This window comes from Pseudomonas sp. RT4P38 (assembly GCF_054897765.1).
This window is the reverse complement of the sequence record NZ_CM142703.1, coordinates 2654866-2676434: the sequence shown is the minus strand read 5'-3', so window position 1 is coordinate 2676434 and position 21569 is coordinate 2654866. Positions and strand designations below refer to the sequence as shown.

Annotated in this window: 16 protein-coding genes; 5 read left to right on the top strand and 11 right to left on the bottom strand. The window is 61.4% G+C overall.

The features are described from left to right. Position 1: 1 nt before the first annotated feature. From ACYZT7_RS12510 to ACYZT7_RS12490, 5 genes are all read right to left on the bottom strand, one after another. On the bottom strand, positions 2-628 hold the full coding sequence (locus ACYZT7_RS12510) for an SCO family protein (RefSeq protein WP_462041243.1): 627 nt from the start codon (positions 626-628) through the stop codon (positions 2-4). Next, the gene (locus ACYZT7_RS12505) at positions 625-1281 is read right to left on the bottom strand and encodes an SCO family protein (protein WP_462041242.1); all 657 of its coding nucleotides are present in this window, start codon (positions 1279-1281) and stop codon (positions 625-627) included. Before ACYZT7_RS12505 ends, ACYZT7_RS12510 begins: the two co-directional genes overlap by 4 nt. Before the next feature lie 12 nt (positions 1282-1293). Further along, complete coding sequence (locus ACYZT7_RS12500) at positions 1294-3246, bottom strand: YncE family protein (protein ID WP_462041241.1); 1953 nt, start codon at positions 3244-3246, stop codon at positions 1294-1296. Between the two features lie 34 nt (positions 3247-3280). Beyond that, a complete protein-coding gene (gene mnxG, locus ACYZT7_RS12495; protein WP_462041240.1) occupies positions 3281-9115 on the bottom strand; it encodes a manganese-oxidizing multicopper oxidase MnxG in 5835 nt (1944 codons plus the stop codon). A gap of 204 nt (positions 9116-9319) precedes the next feature. Then, entirely contained in the window at positions 9320-9928 is a 609-nt protein-coding gene (locus ACYZT7_RS12490) for a lytic transglycosylase domain-containing protein (protein WP_462041239.1), read from the bottom strand. A gap of 195 nt (positions 9929-10123) precedes the next feature. Here ACYZT7_RS12490 and gspG point away from each other — a divergent pair, with 195 nt between their 5' ends. The 3 genes from gspG (at position 10124) to ACYZT7_RS12475 (ending at position 12406) form a co-directional block, all read left to right on the top strand. After that, positions 10124-10558: a type II secretion system major pseudopilin GspG gene (gene gspG / locus ACYZT7_RS12485; RefSeq protein ID WP_462041237.1), complete on the top strand. Its 435-nt coding sequence runs from the start codon at positions 10124-10126 to the stop codon at positions 10556-10558. 14 nt (positions 10559-10572) lie between these two features. After that, positions 10573-11760, top strand: a complete 1188-nt coding sequence (locus tag ACYZT7_RS12480; protein WP_462041236.1) for a type II secretion system F family protein — start codon at positions 10573-10575, stop codon at positions 11758-11760. A gap of 145 nt (positions 11761-11905) precedes the next feature. Next, positions 11906-12406 (top strand): hypothetical protein, encoded by a 501-nt coding sequence (locus ACYZT7_RS12475; protein ID WP_462041235.1) that lies wholly within the window; start codon positions 11906-11908, stop codon positions 12404-12406. Positions 12407-12544: 138 nt separating this feature from the next. On the opposite strand, the gene ACYZT7_RS12470 is transcribed toward ACYZT7_RS12475, so the two are convergent. Next, entirely contained in the window at positions 12545-13441 is an 897-nt protein-coding gene (locus tag ACYZT7_RS12470) for a LysR family transcriptional regulator (protein WP_462041234.1), read from the bottom strand. A 159-nt stretch (positions 13442-13600) separates the two neighbouring features. Between ACYZT7_RS12470 and ACYZT7_RS12465 the strand changes: the two genes are divergently transcribed. Both ACYZT7_RS12465 and ACYZT7_RS12460 read left to right on the top strand, forming a co-directional pair. Further along, a complete protein-coding gene (locus ACYZT7_RS12465) occupies positions 13601-14620 on the top strand; it encodes an alpha/beta hydrolase (RefSeq protein WP_462041233.1) in 1020 nt (339 codons plus the stop codon). A 54-nt stretch (positions 14621-14674) separates the two neighbouring features. Next, on the top strand, positions 14675-16108 hold the full coding sequence (locus tag ACYZT7_RS12460) for a mechanosensitive ion channel domain-containing protein (protein ID WP_462041232.1): 1434 nt from the start codon (positions 14675-14677) through the stop codon (positions 16106-16108). Between the two features lie 125 nt (positions 16109-16233). On the opposite strand, the gene ycaC is transcribed toward ACYZT7_RS12460, so the two are convergent. The 5 genes from ycaC to ACYZT7_RS12435 form a co-directional block, all read right to left on the bottom strand. Next, positions 16234-16860 (bottom strand): isochorismate family cysteine hydrolase YcaC, encoded by a 627-nt coding sequence (ycaC, locus tag ACYZT7_RS12455; protein WP_045061273.1) that lies wholly within the window; start codon positions 16858-16860, stop codon positions 16234-16236. A gap of 68 nt (positions 16861-16928) precedes the next feature. Continuing rightward, a complete protein-coding gene (locus ACYZT7_RS12450) occupies positions 16929-18767 on the bottom strand; it encodes an amidohydrolase (protein WP_462041231.1) in 1839 nt (612 codons plus the stop codon). Next, a complete protein-coding gene (locus ACYZT7_RS12445) occupies positions 18764-19357 on the bottom strand; it encodes an antibiotic biosynthesis monooxygenase (protein ID WP_462041230.1) in 594 nt (197 codons plus the stop codon). Before ACYZT7_RS12445 ends, ACYZT7_RS12450 begins: the two co-directional genes overlap by 4 nt. After that, positions 19350-19766, bottom strand: coding sequence for a DoxX family protein (locus ACYZT7_RS12440; protein ID WP_462041229.1), 417 nt, complete (start codon positions 19764-19766; stop codon positions 19350-19352). Before ACYZT7_RS12440 ends, ACYZT7_RS12445 begins: the two co-directional genes overlap by 8 nt. A gap of 461 nt (positions 19767-20227) precedes the next feature. Next, positions 20228-21532: an IS4 family transposase gene (locus tag ACYZT7_RS12435; RefSeq protein WP_462040829.1), complete on the bottom strand. Its 1305-nt coding sequence runs from the start codon at positions 21530-21532 to the stop codon at positions 20228-20230. Positions 21533-21569 lie beyond the last annotated feature (37 nt).

Here is a 21569-nt window from a genome sequence, read left to right as displayed (position 1 = left end):
CTCAACGGCCAGCCACGGGCATTGTCAGCAATTGCAAGCGCTGGGCAATGGCGGCGGCCGGGGCATCGGGACGGATTTTGCTCCAGCGTTTGTTGGCCACGTCACCCACGATCAGTTGTGTTGAATGCTGCTCGGGGGTCGGCACGATCTGGCCGATGCGCCCCAGTACCAGGTCCATCTGCGCCTTGTCGCCAGTAAGAAAAAGCCAGTGGGGACCATCGACGCCCTGCTTCAAGGTGTAAGCCTTGAGTACCGCCGGGGTGTCCCGCAGCGGATCACTGGTAAGGGAGATAAAAGTGATGCCGTCAGCCTTGTCGCCCAGCAACTCACGCACTTCCTTGAGCTTGCGGGTGATCAGCGGGCAGGCATCGTTGCAACTCGTGAAAATCACATTGAGCAGCACCACGCGGTTCTGCAGCGCGTCGCTGTAGAAACGCAGGGTCCCGCCGTTCTGGTCCTGCAACGGCGTGTCGGTAAACCAGGTTTTCGCATCGCGGGTGCCGCTGGCTGGCGGTGCGGCAACGGCGGCCACCGCGGGTGCCGACTCTTCGTGCCCTTCGTGGGCGGACGCCAGCGAACTGAACATGCAAAAGCAAACCGTCAGGGTGATCCAGTCGAGGGCTCTCATGGCTGCTGCTCCATCGCGATGGCCGTGTGTTTGGCGTGGACGTTGCGCTGACCGCTGAGTTTCTCCACTTCACGGGCCAGCACCTTCGGGTCGGTGAAGCCGTAGTAGCGGGTCCAGTGGCGGCTGTTGCCATCCCCCACCAGAATCAATGGCTGATGGCTTTTGAAGTCCCCGCTGAAGGTGCCCAGTCCCTTGAGGGTTTCGTTGATCGACTGCGAGCTGCCGGTCAGCCAACTCCAGCCAGGGCCGTTCTGGAAGTTGCGGGCGTAATCGTTGAGGCGTTTGGCGTCATCGCGCTGCGGGTCGATGCTGATCGACACCAGTTGCACCTCGCCGCCGACTCGGGCACCCAGCTGTTTTTGCACCTTGCCCATGATCGACGACACCACCGGGCAAACCGTGGTGCAGCTGGTGTAGATGAAGCTCATGACCACAATCTTGTCGGTCACCAGGTCTTTTTCCAGGCGCACCGCTTTGCCGTTCTGGTCCACCAGCGCCACGTCGGCGAACTTGACTTGGGCGCTTTCCGAACGGGCGCTTTTGGCCGGCATTTCGTGACCGGCGTGCTCATCCGCCGAGTGGGCCAGGGCCTGACCGATACCGGCGGCCAACAGGCAGAACGTCAGCAGTCCACGGTGTGCGAATCGGTTCATGTCGAACTCCTTTTAGTGGGCATCGCCGGGCAGGACCCGAACGCTGGCAAAAGTCTTGTCGTCGAAACTCGCGCCCAGCGACGCCGCCCGCACGTGCAGGTACCAGGCGCCGTTCTGGTCGAGGGTCACCGGGGCTTCATACACCCCATCGCCCACTTCCAGCGCGGCGACTTCCTGGGCCCGGGATGTCGGGGCCCGGAAGTAGCGCACCTGAACGTCCTTGACCCCGCTGCGCTGGACCTTCTGTTTGCCCTGAACGATGCGAAAGCGCACCACGTAAAGACTGCCGAGCGCTGCCGTGGAGTTGTCGAGCATGAATTCCACCTTCGGCACACCCGCGTGCGGGTTGAGGTTTTTATCCGGCTCAACCAATGCCGTGAAGCAATGGATGATGTTCGGCTGGTTCAGCAGGAAGGCCACGTCGAAACGCCCGGCGGGGGGCAGTTTGATCCGGGCGCTGTACAGCCCCGGCTCGACTTCGCGCAGGCTGCGGTCGATGACCATCGCCGCCCGCGCCACTTGCCCACGATTGGGGTAGCCGGACATCGGCGCGTTCATGCCTTCGGCGTAGAAGTAGGTGGTGTTGTCCACCGGGTTGACCACAAACACCGCGTTGTCGTCCCGTGACACGGCCAGGCTCGATGCCAACGGCAAATCACCCGCCAACCGTGGCGCCTGAGGCCCGGCTTCAAAACCCTGGCTGATGGGCGTGCGGCCCTCGCCGAGGGATGACAGGTTGATCATCGTGACCTTGGCCGAGGCCAGTCCGCGAATGTAGGCATAGGCCTTGGTGAACACCACTTGATAGGGTTCGGTGGACACGTTCAGTTCATGGATCAACGAATCGGTGGCCGCGTCGATCACCGAGGCCTGGTTCTCCAGGGTGTTGAGCACGATGCCGAAACGACCGTCAGCACTGAAGCCCATCGGGCCCAGGCCCTGTTTCATTTTGATCACCCGCCGTACCGCGAGGCTTGCGGTGTCGACCACGGTCACCGTGCCGTCCTTGCCGTCGGCGACATACACCGCCTGGGACAGCGGCGAGTACGCCACTGACAACGGGTGCGAGCCGGTTTTGAGTTGCTTGCTGATGGTCAGGCTGGCGATGTCGATGAGGCTCACCGTCCCGTCATCGCGGTTGGTGACGAAGGCAAAACGGCTGTCCTTGCTGAAGGCGATTTCGTGATGCCCGGCACCGGTGGCCAGGTGCTTGAGAGTCTTGAGGCTGCGCGTGTCGATCACCGTCACCCCAGACTCCTCGGTCGACTTCGCGTTGTTGCCGACCCACAGCAGACGCTCATCCGGTTGCAATGCCAGCCGCACCGGGTTGCTGCCAGCAGCGATCGAGTCGATCAACTTGAATTGCTCGCTGTCGATCACCGCAATCTCAGCGGCCGTTGGCATCGAAACGAACACCCGCTTGTTGTCACGGGGCGTCACCCAGTCCATTGGCGGCTGCTTGATATCAATCCGCGCCATCGTGCTGGTGATCCCGCCCACCGACACCGACGGGTCGACCACCGAGACGCTGGCATCGCGGTTCATCACCAGCAGGAAGTAGCTGTTCAGGTCGAGCAACGGCCGCGCGCCGATACTCGATTTCAGAAACACCCCGACCCGGGATTTGCAGCTGTGCTCCCGACCTTGAGCCTTGTCGGCGGCGACGGTTTCCGGATCGAGCCAGGCCCCCGGGTTCACGCCCGACATGGGTTGGCCCGAAGCACTGTCAGTGACCCGGAAGCGCACATCGGCGAATCCCCCCTCGCGCAGCACGCCGTCCTCCGCCAGCGGCCGCACCTCGAGCGCCACCGACACCCCGTCGCGCACCAGCGTGTTTTTGCTCCAGGTTTTCGGCAGTGCCACGTCGTTGAGCATAAGCGGCTGCGACGCGCGCCATACCCCCAGCCAGATCAGCGCCAATCCTACAACCAGCGCCAAAACGGCCACTATGATGGTCCTGTTCATAATGCTTCTCCCCTTCAGATCTGTGTCTGCTAGCTCAAGGTGCCGGAGCCGGTTCAGGTTCGTTGGTCACCCGCAGCAACCCCCAAAGCCCGGCGGTGTTGCCATAAGCGCCGTAATCACGGAACAGGTAGTCGCCCGGTATCGCGTTGCTGCCCCCGGCGCTCGGGTGCATGAAGCTGAAGTGCGCCGCCGGCAGGATGCTTTCGCGGGCACCGATGTACATCGACATCGGGTTGAAACCGAACCGCACCGAACCCACCCCTGGTGTATTCGTCGGATAACCGCCGGTATCGCTCTTCTCCGACTGGAACGGGTTGACCGACCAGACGTGACCGTCAAGCTGGAAGGTCGTACCCCGGCTGCCACCGGTGGGCATCATGATGTGGGTGCGGAACGGTTGCCCCGGCTTCACATACAGCACCGGCGTTTGCGGATCGCCTCCCACCAGCGCGTTGCTGTAAGCCATGTGCGCATTGGGCACGTCACCATAACCATGGCCGTCGGCACGGCCGAACGGCGCATCCGGTGCCAGCCCGAAGCGGAACCACAGCGGCTCGGCCTTGTAGTTGATGGCCATGCTCGAGTTGTCCTGCGGATCGGTCGGCACACCCAGGCCTTCGGCGGCAATGCCTTCGACCGGCCGGCCATTGGCCCAGCGGATGTTCAGGGCTTTTTGCCAGACCATCGCAAAGTCGCGGTAGGTGGTTTGCCCCGCAGCGGTGACCGTCGCCGTCACTTTGCGCGCATCGTCAACCCAGGTCGCCCCGATCGGCAGGATGCTCATCGCCCCGCCCAGGCCTTTCTGCGGCTGTTTGATGACGTCCGCCGGGGTGAAATTCAACCCGCCGAACTCCACCGCCGTGGCGTTGATGTTGTCGACACTGCGGCCCAGTTGCGTGATCGGCTTGCCTTCACGCTCCAGGTGCCCGGCGTAGTACTGATAGGTACGCGTCGGGTACGCGCCGACACTGCCAACACGCGGCGGCACGGTCTGGATCGGGTTGGCGCCGACGTTAGTGCCGTCGGACTTGGTGATGTCGTACGCCAGCAGTTGCGCGTGCAGGCCAACGTGGCTGGACGGCCGCATCAGGTTATTGCTGAAGGTGGTCGCCCCCAGGCCGCTGTTGCGATCACGTTTGACCATGCCTTGCATCACCGCTGTCTGGGTCAGGTCCGGCATGATCATGGGCAGACGGTTTTCCAGGGTGATTTTGATGCAATCACCGGCCGCCGCGCGCAGCACCAGCGGTTCGACAGGCACACCGGGTTTGAGCTTGCCGGTGATCGGGTCGAGATCGCCCTTGCGCACATAAAGGATCGCCGTCGGGTCATGCAGCGGCCCGCTTTGCCCGCCGATGGTGAAGGTCTCACCGTCTTCGGGGTCGGTCACGGTGACCTGCGCAATGCTCACGGGGCGCGAGTTGAACACCAGGGTGCCGCCCGCCGGATTCAACGGCCCACCGACATGCTGACCTATCCCCGCCGGATCGCCGATGGACAGGTTCAGCGGGTTGCCGAGGATGTCGTTGGCCAGCGCCGCGACCACTTCATAGTTGCGTTGCACGGTCGGCCGGGTACCGATGCCATTCGGGTTGGCGCCGTACCGTGGGCAGATACCATCGAACGCCACAGTGTTGCGCATACCCATCGGTTTCGCGTTGTTCGGCAGCGCGAACAGATCGCTGCGCTGGGCCGTGTAGTTGCGCATCACGCCCCAGATCCCGCTCCAGTATCCTTCCAGGGAGGCGTCCATCGAGTACAGGTAGTCACCCGTGGTCGCGGCCGAGCTGGAGACCATCGACACCGGTGCATTGAAGCCCAATTGCTCGGAGATCCCGACCATCTGCGACGAACGCCAACCCGAGTTGGAGCTGTTGCCGAACCCGGAACCGCTTTGCAGCCATTTCACGCCATGCAGGGTCACGTTGTGCTCTTCTTCGTGACCGCCGGCATGCACCCGCAGCCGCACATTGTCACCGGTATAGGTACGCAGCATCGGGGTGAACGGGTCACCCGGTTCTGCGCCGCCACGGTTGATGTGCGGCGGGAACAGCGTGGTGCCGCCGGTGGGACCGGTGGCCGCGGTCACCAGGTTAGGCGCCAGGTTCATCGCCGGGATGGCGCGGTCGGTGCGGCTTTGCATGGCGTACGCCAGGTCGCCGCCGAGGCCGTCGGCCTGCATGCCGCGCTTGCCGTCCGGGCCGACCTTGTTCGGGTCGTACACCCGCAGGGCCAGCGGTTCGTTGCGGTAATTGACCACGAACATGCCAGGGTCATCCACCGAGATGGCTTGAGGGCATGGCCGGCTTGGGCAACCGGGCACTTGCCCGCCTTGCACTTCGACGATCCCTTCCAGCAGGTTGCTGGCGTTATTGCGCACCGGCGGGTTGATCGCGTAGCGGAAGCTGTCGGCGGTGGCCGGGAAGGCTTGCGGATCGGGCACGCCATTGGGGCCGGCGCCAACATACACACCCGCTTCATAGGCGTGCTGGAAGTCGCTGTACTCAAGGAAGAACTCACGGAAGCTGTCGTTCTTGCCGTCACCATCGATGTCACCGGTGGAAATCACCGCTTGCCATGAAGTCGGCCCGCCATCCTGCCGCGCGCCGCTGTACAACGGCTCGCCGGTTTCGGCGTGGAACCAGGTGGAACCGGCCGGCTCGGCCAGCACAGTGGCGTACAGACCGATCTGTTGGTGAGTCGATGGGCCTAAGTGGTCGTGGGTAAAAATGGTCCCCAGGCCACGATCGACACCTTTGGTGTTCACCACCGGATCGACAAACCAGCGCTGCATCGCCGTGCGCGCGCCGACCCAGTCAGCACGGCCAAATTGACCGAAGTACGGGTGATTTTTTGCTTTCGGACAGGCCGGCGTGCCGTCACGCGGGTCGGTGCCTTCGCACTGGTTGAACTCGCGAATCGCGCGGATGCGTTCTTGCACTGCCCCCGGGGAAAGGACGCCGTCTTCGTAGTTCCAGCCGTTGGCCGAACCATCGGCGGCCGTCAGGTCCCATTTCGGCAGGTGAATGTGCTGACCGATCACGTCGGTTGGCGTGCGCACCTGATAGTCGTCCATTTCATAGGTGGCCGGCACCAGGTTGGTTTGCTGGTACTGCACGCAGTCGAAGGTGTTCATGCGCATCACCAAAGGCTCTGGCGGACGCTGCTTGGTAATCACCGGCCAGGCGTCTTCCCACAGCGCGAGAATGCGCGCTTGCGGGAAGTGGTAACCGACCTTGTTGTAGACCGCGTCGAACTGGATGTTTGCGGCTTTGTAGACGCGGGGACGGTCGGCGGTGAACATCGACGTACCGGTGAAGGACATGCCGTCGATCCGTTCGCCACTGGCAAACTCGCCGGTGCCGGCGCTGCTGGTCAGGCGTTTTTGCCGATCATCCATGCACGGTTCGTAATACGGTGCGCCCGCTATCGGCAAGGCACCGTTGGTGCGGAAGTTGCGCGCCACGACTTGATTGCCGGGTAGCACGGCGAAGCTCGGATGGTCTTTTTTGGCATGGAACGCCATGGCCGCCTGTTCGACTTCGGTGCCCTCTTCCGGCATGTAAATGGGTTTGGCGTGGGTCACTTTCTTGGAGAAATCCAGGGACGTGGTAATGGTTTGCGCCTGGCCACCGGAGGAGAAGCCGTCCAGCGTATGGCGCCCAAGACCGCCGTCCCAGCCACCGGACTGAGCCGGGTCGAGGTTGGCCCACAAGGCGTTGCCGCTGGATTTCAGGGACTGCGCCTTGGCAGCGTCGAGCATGTCCAGCGGTGGGGTCGGTGGACGCTGGCCGACCGAACTTTCCATGCCGCCAATCCAGAACGGATAGCCAGGGTTTTTCAGGCTGCCGTCGGCATTGCGGTTGGCTTCGCTGCGATCCACCAGGGCCAGGGAACCGATAGCTTGAGCGCCGCCGTTACCGCCGTGGTGTTCGCCGTCGTCATCCTCCTCGTCATCGTCGTCATCGCCACCAGCCAACAGGGTTTCGCCGATTTTCGGCACGACCGCGACTTTGCCCGGCATCGGGGCCATGGCTTTGCCGGGCAGCGGCACTACGGCTGGAATCGGTGTACCGGCAACGATCTCGCCATCGGGCAAAGCCCGGGCGCCTGCAGCCGGTTTACCGCTGCGCAGCGCATAAGGCTCGCTGTGATAACCGTCGGCGCCCTGCTGGGACACCTCGAGTTTGGTGCCTTCTTCAAAGACGTCATGCACCCGCCACATGCTCCACATGCCTTGGGCAAAGTGCGGATAGAAGTGGCAGTGATAGATCGCATCGCCCGCGACCCGGTTGCGGTTGCCCGAACCGCCGTTGGCGATTTCGTAGGTATAGCCGGCACCCGGACCGATGCCTTGGGCGTCCACATAGTCGGAGTTGTCGTCGTTGGGGTTGAACAACCACTGATGCCCGTGCAGGTGGAAGATGTGCTGTTCGTGGCCGTTGTGGGTATTGCGGAATTTGATGAAGTCACCGATGTAGCTGTGGTTGACGTTGGACGGCTCGGACGGATACAGCGCCATGGTCGCCTTGACCCCGACCTGATCGGCGCTCGGTACTTGACCGGGGAGAATGCCTTCCAGACCGGCGTTGGCCGGCACGTCCACCAGCATCGCCACATCGCCGACGGTGTGGGAACTGAGGAAGAATTCTTCATAGGCGCAGGACAGGCAATCGTGCATCGGCCCGACGCCCAAACGGTTGGCGACCACTTCGGCGCCCATGCCGCCGGAGCCATAGTTGATCATGAACGAGTCGCGGGTCGGCTCCAGCACGTGAGCCATCACCGGGTCTGCCCAGTAAGCGGGGAACGCCTGAGTCGCGGCGGTTTCATCCTGGAACTGCGAGGCGAAATCGCGGAACGGTTCCAAACGATTCGGGATCGCCGGGTTGCGTTTGCCTATGGCTTCCAGCGGATAAGTCGACGGCGGGAAGCTGCCATCGGCGTTGCTGCCCATCACGACCGCGTCACTCTCGCTGGAAATGATTTCATTACCGTCGACCATGTTGATGATCGGCGTGCCCGCCTTGCCTTCACGGATCCACGGCTCGCGCTGCGGGTAGCGCGCCTGGTAATCGACGATCGGTTGACCGGCCGGAGTGCGGCCGACGCTGGCCAGGCGCATTTCTTCTTCGGTCACAGTGTTGCGATAGGTGCGGCCGCCCTTGGGCACCACGACAACCTGGCCGAACAGTCCGTTGGCCACGTTGCCCGCATCCCCTTCACCACCAAAAGTCGCGCCGCGGCTGCTGGCGGCAAACGCCCCTTCGCGCTCGGCGAACAAGGTGTAGGAACGGGTGGCACCGGGAGGAATCAAGGTATTGGCGTTGCGTCCGGTATAGGACGCAATGTCGTCGATGCTGTTGACCGCTTGCATACCATTGACCTGGAAGCCGACGTGGCGGTCAGCGACCTGCTCATCGACCTTGAATTCGTCTTCGTTGCCGATTTCGACTTCACCCTCAATCTCACCCTCTTCCTCCCCCCCGTCTTCGTGGCTGCCGGGGTTAGCCTGGTAGGCCAGCAGGTTCTGCAGGTTGATGGTCAGGCAATCACCGGCGGCGACGCGAAGCACCAGTGGACGCGGACGCTTGTCGGGCCGCAACGACACTTTGCCTGGCACCGCCGCTCCGCCCTGAACCAGAGACATCTCGTGATCATCGACCACATCGCGGCGCAGGGCGAACATCATGCCGTTGACGTTCTGCGCGCCGAGGCGGTTGAACATCAGCGGCTGATCCAACGCCACGACGTTGGCCACCAGATTGCGCTCGCAGCGCACGGCCGCCTCAGCCAGCTCGATGCCAAGCATCGACACCACCAACAGCAGCAATCTAAAAACGGACGGGGCGTTGGGTATGCCGGTCATGATCACGGGCCTCGCTGTGGGTGCTCACAGGGAATAGTTCTCGACAAATCCCTTGAGCAATCCGCATGCCATAAATAATTCATATGTTTTTCAGTAAGTTACGTAAACGACTTAATAACTCGGGGGATATTCCCCACTTATTCCCCACTTTTCCGCCGGGGCCCCCATGCCCCACTATTGGGGGAACGTGCCCCCACCTTGCCATTACAGCGGCGCATCCGCGGACAGGCCCTGCAAGCGCCGGTATTGGCGCAAGACACTGGGCACGTAACGCTGGGTTTCGGCGAACGGCGGGATCACCCCGCCACGGCTGAGCACCGCTTGCGGCCCGGCGTTGTAGGCCGCCACGGCGAGGCTGATGTCGTTGTCAAACAGGGTCATCAGGCGCTTCAGATAACGGGCGCCACCCTGGATGTTGGCCTTGGGGTCATAGACGTCTTTCACCCCCAGTTCCCGAGCGGTGTCGGGCATCAACTGCATCAACCCTCCCGCCCCCTTAGGTGATCGCGCGCCGGAGTCGTAGGCGGACTCGGCCTGAATCACTGCATGCAACAGCGCCGCCGGCAATTCATTGGCCGTGGCCGCGGCTGAAACCAGCTCGGCATAGGGCCGTCGGGCAATCATCTGGGGTTGTTGATCCATGCTGACCCTGGCGGATTCGGGCTCGTGAATCACCCGTTCATAGGTGCGGCCGGGACGGTGGACATTGGACAGAACGTAGCTGCCCTTGGTGTCCACGGAAACGAACACATCGGCCTGTACGACGCCGGTCAGCACCAGCAGACCGAGCAGTCCTGTGGTGAGTGTTTTCATTGTTTTGCCTCCCCTGCCCGGCCCCGAAAAATGGGGCTAATGCCCCAATGGCCGGTAGTAAACCAGTCATACGCAAGCACTGTGCCGGATGCGCGAAGGCCCGTAATTCAGGGGTTGCAGAAGAGTGTCCAGGCATGTGCATGGCAATTGCATAAGCCTTCACGGCGACCCTTCTGCCGACTGTGTGAGGTCATCATGAATCAGCGTTTGCGTTCCGCCCCGCGTACTGAAAGCGGGTTCACCCTGCTCGAACTGTTGGTGGTGTTGGTGGTGCTAGGGCTGTTGGCCGGCATCGTCGCGCCGAAGTATTTCGCCCAACTGGGCCGCTCCGAAGTGAAGGTGGCCAAGGCGCAAATAGAAGGCCTGGGCAAAGCATTGGATCTGTACCGTCTGGAGGTCGGTCACTACCCGTCGACCGAACAGGGTTTGCAGGCGCTGATCACCGCGCCCAGCGATGAGACCAAATGGACCGGTCCTTATTTGCAGAAAAAACTGCCGCAGGATCCGTGGGGCCGTAACTACGCCTATCGCTACCCCGGTGAAAACGGCGAATACGACTTGCTGTCCATGGGCAAGGACGGCCAACCCGGCGGCGAAGGCGAAAACGCTGAAGTCACCAGCTGGCAATGACGGGAGCGGCGACCATGCGATTTCATCTCAAAGCCGTTGGCAAGGCTGGCGTAGTCTCGATGACCGTCGAGGCGCTGGGCCACAGCGAAGCCCGGCGCATCGTCGAAGATCAGGGCTATCGGGTGGTGAGCCTGTACGCCGAGAGGCACTGGCGTGCGTTGCGCTTACGACAGCGCGAGACCTTCAACCTGGTGCTGTTCAGCCAGGAGCTGACTACGTTGCTCAATGCCGGCCTGCCGCTGATCGATGCGCTGGAAAGCCTGGCGGAAAAAGAGAACGCGCCCCAGGCCCGCAAAACCTTGAGCGAACTGGTGCGCCTGCTTTACGAAGGCAAATCGTTCTCCCAGGCACTCGGCCAGTTGTCGGCGGTTTTTCCCCCTCTTTATGTTGCGCTAGTACAGTCCAGCGAGAAGACCGGCGCCGTGGGCGATGCCCTGGGCCGCTATGTCAGCTATCGCCAACGCATGGACGAGGTCCGGCAAAAAATCGTCAGCGCTTCGATCTACCCCATGCTGTTGCTGGTGGTGGGAGGTGGCGTGGTGTTGTTTCTGATGGGCTACGTGGTCCCGCGCTTCAGCCTGGTGTTCGAAGGCCTGGGTTCGAACCTGCCGTGGCTGTCGCAGATTTTGATGAGCAGCGGGATGTTCCTCCACGCCCATCAGGGCGAATTCTTCGGCGCATTGCTGGCGATCATCGTCGCCCTCGGCTTCCTCCAGCGCCAACCGGCCTTTCGCCGGGGCGTCGACCGCGTGATTGAAAAACTCCCGGCCGTCCATCAACGCATCTTCATGTACGAACTGGCGCGGTTCTATCGCTCGCTGGGAATTCTGCTGCAAGGCGGTATTCCCCTCGTCACCGCCATGGGCATGGTTCGCGGCCTGCTCACCGTCGCCTCCCGCGTGCGCCTGGACCAGGCCTGCGAACGGGTGCGCGAGGGTCAGTCGCTGTCGGCCGCGCTGGAGCTCAATCATCTGGTGACCCCCGTGTCCCTGCGCTTGCTGCGCGCCGGCGAGCAGTCCGGCAACCTTGGGCAAATGATGGAGCGCAGCGCCGACTTCTACGACGAAGAAATCAGCCGCTGGATCGAATGGTTCGTGCGGTTGTTCGAACCCTTGCTCATGACCTTCATCGGCCTGCTGATCGGGGTGATCGTGATCCTGATGTACATCCCGATTTTCGAGCTGGCTTCGAGTATTCACTGACCCCTGGAACAGGGTCGAGATAGACGTTTTAGAGCTCATCGACGCTACAACTGAATAAATCCGTACGTTGAGGTGTTTACCCACTGAATCAAGCGCAAGTTGCATTCATCAACGTTCCAATCTGAATAAGAAGACGGAGAACGATATGCACATGAAAAAGCTTTTGCTCGCAGTCGCTATTGGCGCAGTTCTGTCGGCATCCACCGTTCTGATCCCGGACAGCCTGTCCGGTATGTCGAGCGCTCAAGCCAAAGACGGAGGCAGTGGCGGTAGCGGAGGCGGCGGTGGCGGCGGCAATGGGGGTGGCGGAGGTAGTGGCGGCGGTGGAAGCGGTGGCGGCGGCAATGGCGGCGGTCACGGTGGAAGTGGCAGTGGCGGCAATGGCGGTGGTCACGGTGGAAGCGGCGGTGGCGGCAATAGCGGCAGCGGCCACGGTGGAAGCGGCAGTGGCGGCAATAGCGGCAGCGGTCACAGTGGCAGCGACCATGGCTCGGGCCATTCCGGCAACTCAGCCTCATCCTCCTCCGGACGCAGTGGCACTCACGCCGAACCGGGGGATGATCACGGCGTGCATCGTTCCGGTGAAGTCGGTGACGATCACGGCGTACATGTCGGCGGCGAACCCGGTGATGACAAAAGGTCCTGACGAACACTGATTACAGAAAACCCACAAAACCCTGTGGGAGCGAGCTTGCTCGCGATGGCGGCGTATCATTCAACATTTATGCTGTCTGACACGCCACTATCGCGGGCAAGCCCGGCTCCCCCAGAAACCGTGTGTAACCTATAGCCCACCCTCAACCTGATCCAGCCGCTCACGCAAAAACTCGATCAACGCCTGCACCGGCCGCGAACTCTGACGATGCTGCGGATACACCGCCGATAACGTCAGCGGCTGTGGACGAAACTCATCCAGCACCGGCATCAGCCGGCCATCCTTCAGCGCCGAGCCGACAATGAACGTCGGCAAGTACGTAATCCCCATCCCGGCCACCGCCGCATCCTTGAGTAACTCCCCGTTGTTGACCCGCATCCTGCCCGCCACGTTGACGGTCAGCGGCTTGCCCTGCCCTTCAAAACGCCATTGCACCTGACGCCCATGGCCGTAAGGCAGGCAGTCATGGCTATGCAAGTCTTCGGGTTTGAGCGGCGTGCCGCGCTCGGCCAGGTAAGCCGGGCTGGCGCAGTACACCCGTTGGATGGAAGCGATGCGTCGGGCGATCAGTGTCGAGTCTTCCAGAATCCCGATGCGTAATGCCAGGTCGTACCCCTCACTGAGCAAGTCCACCGGCCGATCGCTCAAGTCCACTTCCACCGTGACATCGCGATAGCGCTGCAAAAACAACGGCAGCAGACAACCCAAATGCGCCACCGCAAACGACAACGGCGCGCTCACGCGAATGGTGCCGCGTGGCTCGGTGGTCTGGCCAGCGATGCCCTGCTCCACTTGCTCGACTTCGCCCAGCAGGCGTAATGCTGATTCGTAATAACTCTGGCCCAGCGGCGTCACGTCCAGCCGCCGCGTGGAGCGATTGAGCAAGCGCACGCCCAGACGCTCTTCGAGCTGCATCAGGCGGCGGCTGACGAATTGCTTGGACAGGCCCAATTGATCGGCCGCCGAGGTGAAGCTGCCGGAGTCCATGACCTGGCAAAAAATACGCATATCTTCGAACGGGTTCATTGTCACACCCTGGTTGACAGTCAAACACTTTATAGCCGCTTTTTCCTTTGATGGCACCCTATTAATCTGTGTCCACGGTGTTGCTGAGGCCTGAACCACAGCGCCAGCAGCCACCTGACCTTGGGTCATCAACGTCTAATTAATTAAAAGGATTTACCCATGAGCATCGTCAAAAAATCCCTGACCGCTTCCCTCCTCGCCCTCTCCATCGGCAACGCATTCGCCGCGGGCAGCCCGGGTGTCGAACACAACACCCAAGCCTTCCTCGAAGCCCTCGCCGCCGGGGGTGGCAAGCCGCTTGAGCAGCTGAGCCCGAAGGATGCTCGTGCGGTACTGACCGGTGCGCAAAATTCGGTGAAGGTTGATCTGTCAGGCGTGGACGTCAGCGACCGTGCGATCAAAGTCGATGGGCAAACCATCAACCTGAAAATCGTACGTCCGGCCAAGGTCAAAGGTGAGTTGCCGGTGTTCATGTTCTTCCACGGTGGCGGCTGGGTGCTGGGCGATTACCCGACTCACCAGCGTCTGATCCACGATTTGGTGGTCGGCTCCGGCGCCGTCGCGGTGTATGTCGATTACACGCCATCGCCGGAAGCGCACTACCCGACCGCGATCAACCAGGCCTACGCCGCGACCCGCTGGGTGGCCGAGCATGGCAAGGACATCGGCGTCGATGGCAAACGCCTGGCGGTGGCCGGCAACAGCGTCGGCGGCAACATGGCGGCGGTCGTGGCGTTGATGGCCAAGGAACAGAAAACCCCGGCGCTGCGCTTCCAGCTGTTGATGTGGCCGGTGACCAATGCGCAGTTCGACAGCGGCTCGTACCAGCAATTTGCCGAAGGCCACTTCCTGACCAAGGGCATGATGAACTGGTTCTGGGACAGCTACACCACGGACAAATCCGAGCGTGCGCAGATCCATGCCTCGCCGCTGCAAGCCAGTGCCGAACAGCTCAAAGGCTTGCCTGCCGCCCTGGTGCAAACCGCCGAGTTCGACGTGTTGCGGGACGAAGGCGAAGCCTACGCCCGTCACCTCGACGCGGCCGGTGTGCCGGTCACGGCGGTGCGGTACAACGGCATGATCCACGACTTCGGCCTGCTCAACCCGCTGAGCCAGATTCCGCAAGTGAAGGCGGCGGTTCGCCAGGCGGCATTGGAACTCAAGACTTACTTGAACTGAGTTAGAAGGCTACGATTCTCTCTTGCCCCACAACACTTCCGCCGGAGTTTCCCCATGTCCTTTGTCCTCGCTCATCTGCTGTCCTGGAGTGCCCTGCTGCTGCTGATTGACGCCGTGCTCTGGCACCTCGCGCCGTTCAAGCATCGCGTCACGCGGGTTGGCGTGCGCCTGGCACTGTTCGTGATGTTCAGCGCTCTCGTGATCAATGCCGGTGTAAGCCCGTTGCAGGCACCGCTGTTTGCCGAGGACCGCGTAGCGCAATTGGGCGCCACGGCGCTGGGGATTCTCTGGTGGCTGTACACCGCGCGGGTGCTCACCGAAGTCATCGGCTTGGTGCTGATGCGTCGTATCGGTCACAGCGGTCGGTTGTTGCAGGATGTCATCGGCGCGCTGGTGTTTCTCATCGCCATCGTCGCCGCGGCCGGTTATGTGCTGGAGCTGCCGGTGAAAGGTTTGCTGGCGACATCCGGCGTCGTGGCAATCGTCGTCGGTCTGGCGTTGCAAAGCACTTTGAGCGACGTGTTTTCCGGGATCGTGCTGAACACCACCAAGCCGTATCAGGTGGATGACTGGATCATGATCGATGGCGTAGAGGGCAAAGTGCTCGATATCGACTGGCGCGCCACGCACCTGTTGACCAGCGCCGGCAGCACCGCCGTGGTGCCGAACTCGGTGGCGGCCAAGGCGAAGATCGTCAACCTCAGTCGGCCGAACAACATGCACGGCGTGTCGATCAGCATTCAAGTGCCCAACCACATTCGTCCGCGTCGGGTGCTGGATGCACTGGAGCGTACGCTTCAGGGCAGCAGCAGTTTGCTGCTCAACCCGGCGCCGAAAGCGGTGCTCAAAGAAGCCGGCGAAACCCTGTCCGAATACGTGGCCAGCGGTTTTATCGCCGAGCTAGGCAAGAAAAGCGAAGTGCGCAATCAGCTGTTCGACCTGGCGCATCGACACCTCGAAGCGGCGGGGATTTCCCGGCAGCCCGATGGCATCATCGAACCGACAACCCGTGCGCGGGCCTTGCTGGATGAAGTGAAGATCTTCCGTTCCCTGAGCGAAGATGAGCGCGATCAAATGGCTCAGTCCATGGTTGCACAGCAGTACGCGGCAGGCCAGGTGGTATTGGAATTGGGCGAAGTGCCGGACAGCCTGATGGTAATCGCCACGGGTGTGGTCAGCGCCTCCGTGCCCGGTGGCACCGGTCAAACCGAAGCCGGGCGCATGGGGCCGAGTGAGGTGATGGGTGAACAAAGCATCCTCACCGACACGCCGTCCCAGGCCACATTCATCGCATTGACCTCCTGCATCATTTACCGGATCGACAAATCCCTGGCCCGTCATTGCATGGAACAACGTGTTGAAGTGGGTCGGGCGTTGAACAAGCTGCAGGCGGTGCGGCAGCAGAACAGTCGGTTGGCGTTGATGGCCAAACCGTTGCCGATCAAGAAAGGTGGTTTTTTGGGTTGGTTGCAAAAACGTCAGGCATAAAACAAAACCCCTGTGGGAGCGGGCTTGCTTGCGAAGGCGTAGTGTCAGGCAATGCTCATTAGACTGACACTACGCCTTCGCAAGCAAGCCCGCTCCCACAGGTTATGCGTGTTGCTTTACGGGACTTACTTCGAAGACAGCACCGAGTAGCTGTTCATCAAATTGCGGTAGTTCGGAATGCGCGGTGACAGCAGGTTCGCCAGGCCTTCCATGTCGTTGCGCCAGTCGCCCTGCAGCTCGCAGGCCACCGAGAACCAATTCACCAGTTGAGCACCGGCCGCCGCCATGCGCGCCCAGGCTGCTTGTTGCACGGTTTCGTTGAAAGTACCCGAGGCATCGGTCACCACAAATACTTCAAAGCCTTCCGCCAACGCCGACAGCGTCGGGAACGTTACGCAAACGTCGGTCACCACACCGGCGATGATCAGTTGCTTACGACCCGTGGCTTTAACGGCTTTAACGAAGTCTTCGTTGTCCCAGGCATTGATCTGGCCGGGACGCGGGATGTACGGCGCGTCCGGGAACTGCTCTTTCAACTCGGGAACCATCGGGCCGTTCGGGCCATTTTCGAAGCTGGTGGTCAGGATAGTCGGCAGCTTGAAGAACTTGGCCACATCGCCCAGAGCCAGCACGTTGTTCTTGAATTCGTTGGGCGAGAAATCCTGAACGAGCGAGATCAGACCGGTCTGGTGGTCGACCAACAGGACTACGGCATCGTCTTTGTTCAGGCGTTTGTACGGAACGTTACTCATGTGAAACTCCTCGATGGATGGGTGTTACGTAAGGCGCCGACGCAGTGCATCGGCGCTGGTTGTGATCGTCAGAACGCGAAGCATGAGCAGCCAAACGCGCCCCAGAAACCCGCGAAATCGCTGACCGGTGCGTTCGACAAACGCGCCTTTTCATGGTGATGGGAATGCACGCCGCACGGCCCGCTGCAATGGTGAGCCTGCGCCTGTAACGGCGACGTCGGACGCCAGTGCCCTGGCACCTTGACCACCGGCGACCAGTCCGGCAGCACCGGCACGCTGGCCGGCCCGAGTTTTTCGAAGTCACCCGCGGCGTACACCACCTTGCCGCCGACCACAGTCAACACCGACTCGATCCACTTGATCGCTTCTTCCTCGACGCTGAAAAAATCCGCGCTCAGGGCCGCGACGTCAGCCAGTTGGCCAACCTTGATCATGCCTTTCTTGCCCTGCTCGGAAGAGAACCAGGCGCTGCCGTGGGTGAACAGCTCCAGTGCGGTTTGACGAGACAAGCCCTCGGCATGCAGTTCCAGGCCACCGACCGTGCGGCCGCTAACCATCCAGTACAGCGAAGTCCAGGGGTTGTAGCTGGACACTCGCGTTGCATCGGTGCCGGCGCCGACCGGTACACCTTCGGCCAACATACGCTTGATCGGCGGCGTGGCTTCGGCGGCTTTGGCGCCGTAACGTTCGACGAAATATTCGCCCTGAAACGCCATGCGATCCTGAATCGCAATACCGCCACCCAGCGCCCTCACCCGCTCGATGTTCTGCGGCGTGATGGTTTCAGCGTGATCAAAAAACCACGGCAAACCGTTGAACGGAATGTCACGGTTGACCTTCTCGAACACGTCGAGCATGCGGCTGATGGATTCGTTGTAGGTGGCGTGCAAACGGAACGGCCAGCGCTGCTCGACGAGGTGGCGGACCACCGGCTCCAGCTCGTCCTCCATCGTTTGCGGCAAGTCCGGACGCGGCTCGAGGAAGTCCTCGAAATCCGCCGCCGAAAACACCAGCATTTCCCCGGCGCCGTTGTGCCGCAGGTAATCGTCGCCCTGGTGCAGGGTCACGCTGCTGGTCCAGTTCTTGAAGTCAGTCAGCTCTTCTTTCGGCTTCTGGGTGAACAGGTTGTAGGCGATGCGAATGGTCAGTAGCTGGTCCTTGGCCAACTGCTCGATCACCTGGTAATCGTCCGGATAATTCTGGAAACCGCCGCCGGCATCGATGGCACTGGTCAGGCCGAGGCGGTTGAGTTCGCGCATGAATTGGCGGGTCGAGTTGACCTGATATTCCAGCGGCAACTTCGGCCCCTTGGCCAGCGTCGAGTACAAAATCATCGCGTTGGGACGCGCGACCAGCATGCCGGTCGGCTCACCGTTGGCATCGCGCACAATCTCGCCACCCGGCGGGTTCGGCGTGTTGCGGGTGTAACCGGCCACGCGCAACGCGGCGCGGTTGAGCAAGGCGCGGTCGTACAGATGCAGGACAAACACCGGCGTGTCCGGCGCAGCCTGATTGAGTTCTTCGAGGGTCGGCATGCGTTTTTCGGCGAACTGGAATTCGTTCCAGCCACCGACCACCCGCACCCATTGCGGCGTGGGTGTTCGATCGGCTTGGTCCTTGAGCATGCGCAAGGCATCGACCACCGACGGCACGCCTTCCCAACGCAGTTCGAGGTTGTAGTTCAGACCGCCCCGGATCAGGTGCAAGTGTGAGTCGTTGAGACCGGGGATGACGCAACGGCCCTTGAGGTCAATGACCTGCGTACCCGAACCGCGCAGGGCCATGGCTTCAGCGTCGGTGCCGACCGCCACGAAGCGACCATCGCTGATCGCCACCGCACTGGCGCGCGGATTTTCACGGTCAACGGTATGAAACTGGCCATTGAATAAAATCAGATCGGCGTTCATCGCGTTTCCTTGGAAGGAGTGGAATGGGACAGCCAGGGCGCGAACAGACGCGTCGCCATCGGCATGAACAGGTACACCACCGACACAACGATGGTCAGCGTGATCAGGAACGTGGCAACCACGTAATTGGAAAGGAGGGCGTTGAGCTGCAGCAGCGGACCCCAGATCATCGGCACCAGCAAGGTGTGCGGCAGAATCACCAACAACGTCACCACGGCCTGCTTCCAGCGCGGCGGTGGCGGTGAAGCGGCGTCGGCTTGCGGCGCGAACCAGAACTCATTGACCGGGTTGACCTCGGTCTGGTCGCCGTCAGCGAGCATCGGTGTGGCTTCGTTGACCAGTGCCAGGCGCTGCTGCGAATCGAGCCAGCGTTGCATCGCCTCGGTCGAGCAAAAGCGCAGCACGCAGGTGTACATGTCCAGGCCGGCGTTTTTACCGCGCATCACGTCTACGCCCAAGTGCCCTTCTTGCTGCCCGGCGATGCTGACAATGTTGCGCAACCAGGCTTCGTAGGGCACTTCAAAACCGGCCTTGACCCGGTGCTTGATGACCAGGGTCACAACTTCCTCGAAACGATTGGATTCAGGCATAACGCAAAACTCCGGCGAATCGGACATTGAGCGCCAGCCGTCCTGGCCCGGCGATAAGAATGCTGGTGAACAGAATCAACAGCAGCCAACCGAACTGCCCCTCATCGAGGCTCCAGTGCGGATGCACCACCAGCAGCGCGACCAGCAACACCGACAAAATCGGCAAACACGCCAACCGCACCAACACTCCAGCCATGATCAGCAGCGGGCACAACACCTCGGCAAAAATCGCCAGCATCAACGTGACATTCGCGCCCAGGTGAAAAGGGTCTTCAATGACTTGCAGTTGAGCGCTGTAGTAAAGCAGCTTCGGCAAACCGTGCACCCACAGCTGAAACAAGCCGCCACTGACCCGCAAAAAAAACAGCCCGATGTCCTGGGCTCGTCCATCCCATCGTGAAGCGTTCATGGGCTACCTGCACAATGAAAAACCACCGGCGTCAAAGCGCCGGAACGTCATTTGATAGTGCCGGTGCGGGGGCAGGGAAAATTGAATGTGTGTGCTCTTTTTTGGATGAGCCCGCCGGTACGATCCACCGCTCCCACAATTAATCCGCGAGCACCCCCTGCTTCTCACCACTCAACAGGCCGAGCGTTAGCTCGCCTGCAGCTCTTGATCTTGCTCTTGCTCTGCCCGCCCCTTCGGGAGGCCGAGTGGAGGTGTTCATCTGGGGGGAGGCGCGAAGCGCCGTTCGACGAAGTCGAACACATCGAGAGGAGGTTGAAGCGAAGCCAACCGGAGGCGATGCCCCCAGATGAATGCCGGAGCGAGGGAACGCCGAGCCTAAGCGAGGGGCCGGACGCTGGGGCGAAGCCTTTTGGTTCCTTTTTGGCGTTTGAAAAAGGGACTCGCCGTAAGGGCCATCCCTTTCAAGGTCTTTTGACCTTGGCGGCCTTGAGCACCCTATCTGTCGACACGTGAGCATTCACTGCCTTGCCTTCCAGCCATTCCTTGGGTTTAGGCACCTTCGGACCTCGTTTGCTTTTGGCGACGGATTTGGGCGGGATGTTTTTAGCCAGCGCCAGCAAGTGCTGAGCCAGCCCTCCTGAGCGGATCGGGATGGCTAAGTGCTCTGGCGGCAAGGCGATCTGCAGGCCCTCGTAACCGCTGCGTACCTGTACCGTCAGGTGGAAGATCGATGCTTCCCAATCTTCAGGCTGGGTCTGGCGATGAGCCTGTTCGACGCTGCGCTTAAGCACGGACAAAACGTTATAAGCCAACACAGCGGACGCAAATCCAAGCAGGGCGGCCTTGGGGTTGCCCAGGCTTTCGATTTCACTGTCCAGCACCGATTCCAGGCGCTGGAACATCCCTTCGATACTCCAGCGACGACGATACAAATCGGCGATTTGCTCAGCGGTGATGGTGTCGGGCAAGTTGCTCCAGAACAACAGCATGGTGTCGCCTGATTCGGTAGCTTTTTGCAGGTTCAGTTCAACACGCCGCCACTGACGTCCGCCTTTCACTTCGATGGTTTGCTCGCGCACGCTTCCCGCCTCGACCGCGACAGGTTCTTGCCAGTCGCTTTCCTGAAGCAGGCGCGGATGCTTACTCGGCTCACGAATAATGAAAGAAGCGCCAGCGTCTTCGCAGGCCTCCATGACCGGGAGCGTGCAATAGAGCCGATCAGCCATCCACAACTGGCCCCTACTGGCGTTTTCCAGCAACGGCAGCACGCCGACGCGCTCACTGGCATAAGCATCTTCACAGGGCTGAAGATCGACGACCTGGTCCAGATCAGGGTCGTAAACCACGACCGAAAAACCAGGCCGGGCGGCGCCTCGTTCACGGCGCAACGCGCCCAGACGTTTTTCGCTGGAAGGCAGGTGGTTGCCGTCAACCACCCGCAGTTGCCAGCCAGGCAAAATGGCCGAGCAGCCCAATTCTTCAATCGTCGGAGCCAGGCGTTGCGCACTGCCGACTACCAACGCACGCAGCAGCGCGGGCTCCGTGCGGCTGACCTTGTCATAAAGCGCCGCCAAGCTGACGGGAAGATCTTCCATCTGCCGCGCCGCGGCATGTAGCGAGGGTCGCAAACCCAGTGAAACGAGGGACATCAGCTCAATAATGGTCGAAAACAAAAGCTCGCGCGGGTACTGGCGCTGACGATGTTCTTCGAACACCTGATCAACCCACTCTGCCGCAACGGCCTGCTCCAAAACCAATTTGGCCATGACACTGGCCGGCGCTTTTTTCTCGAACCGCGCTAAA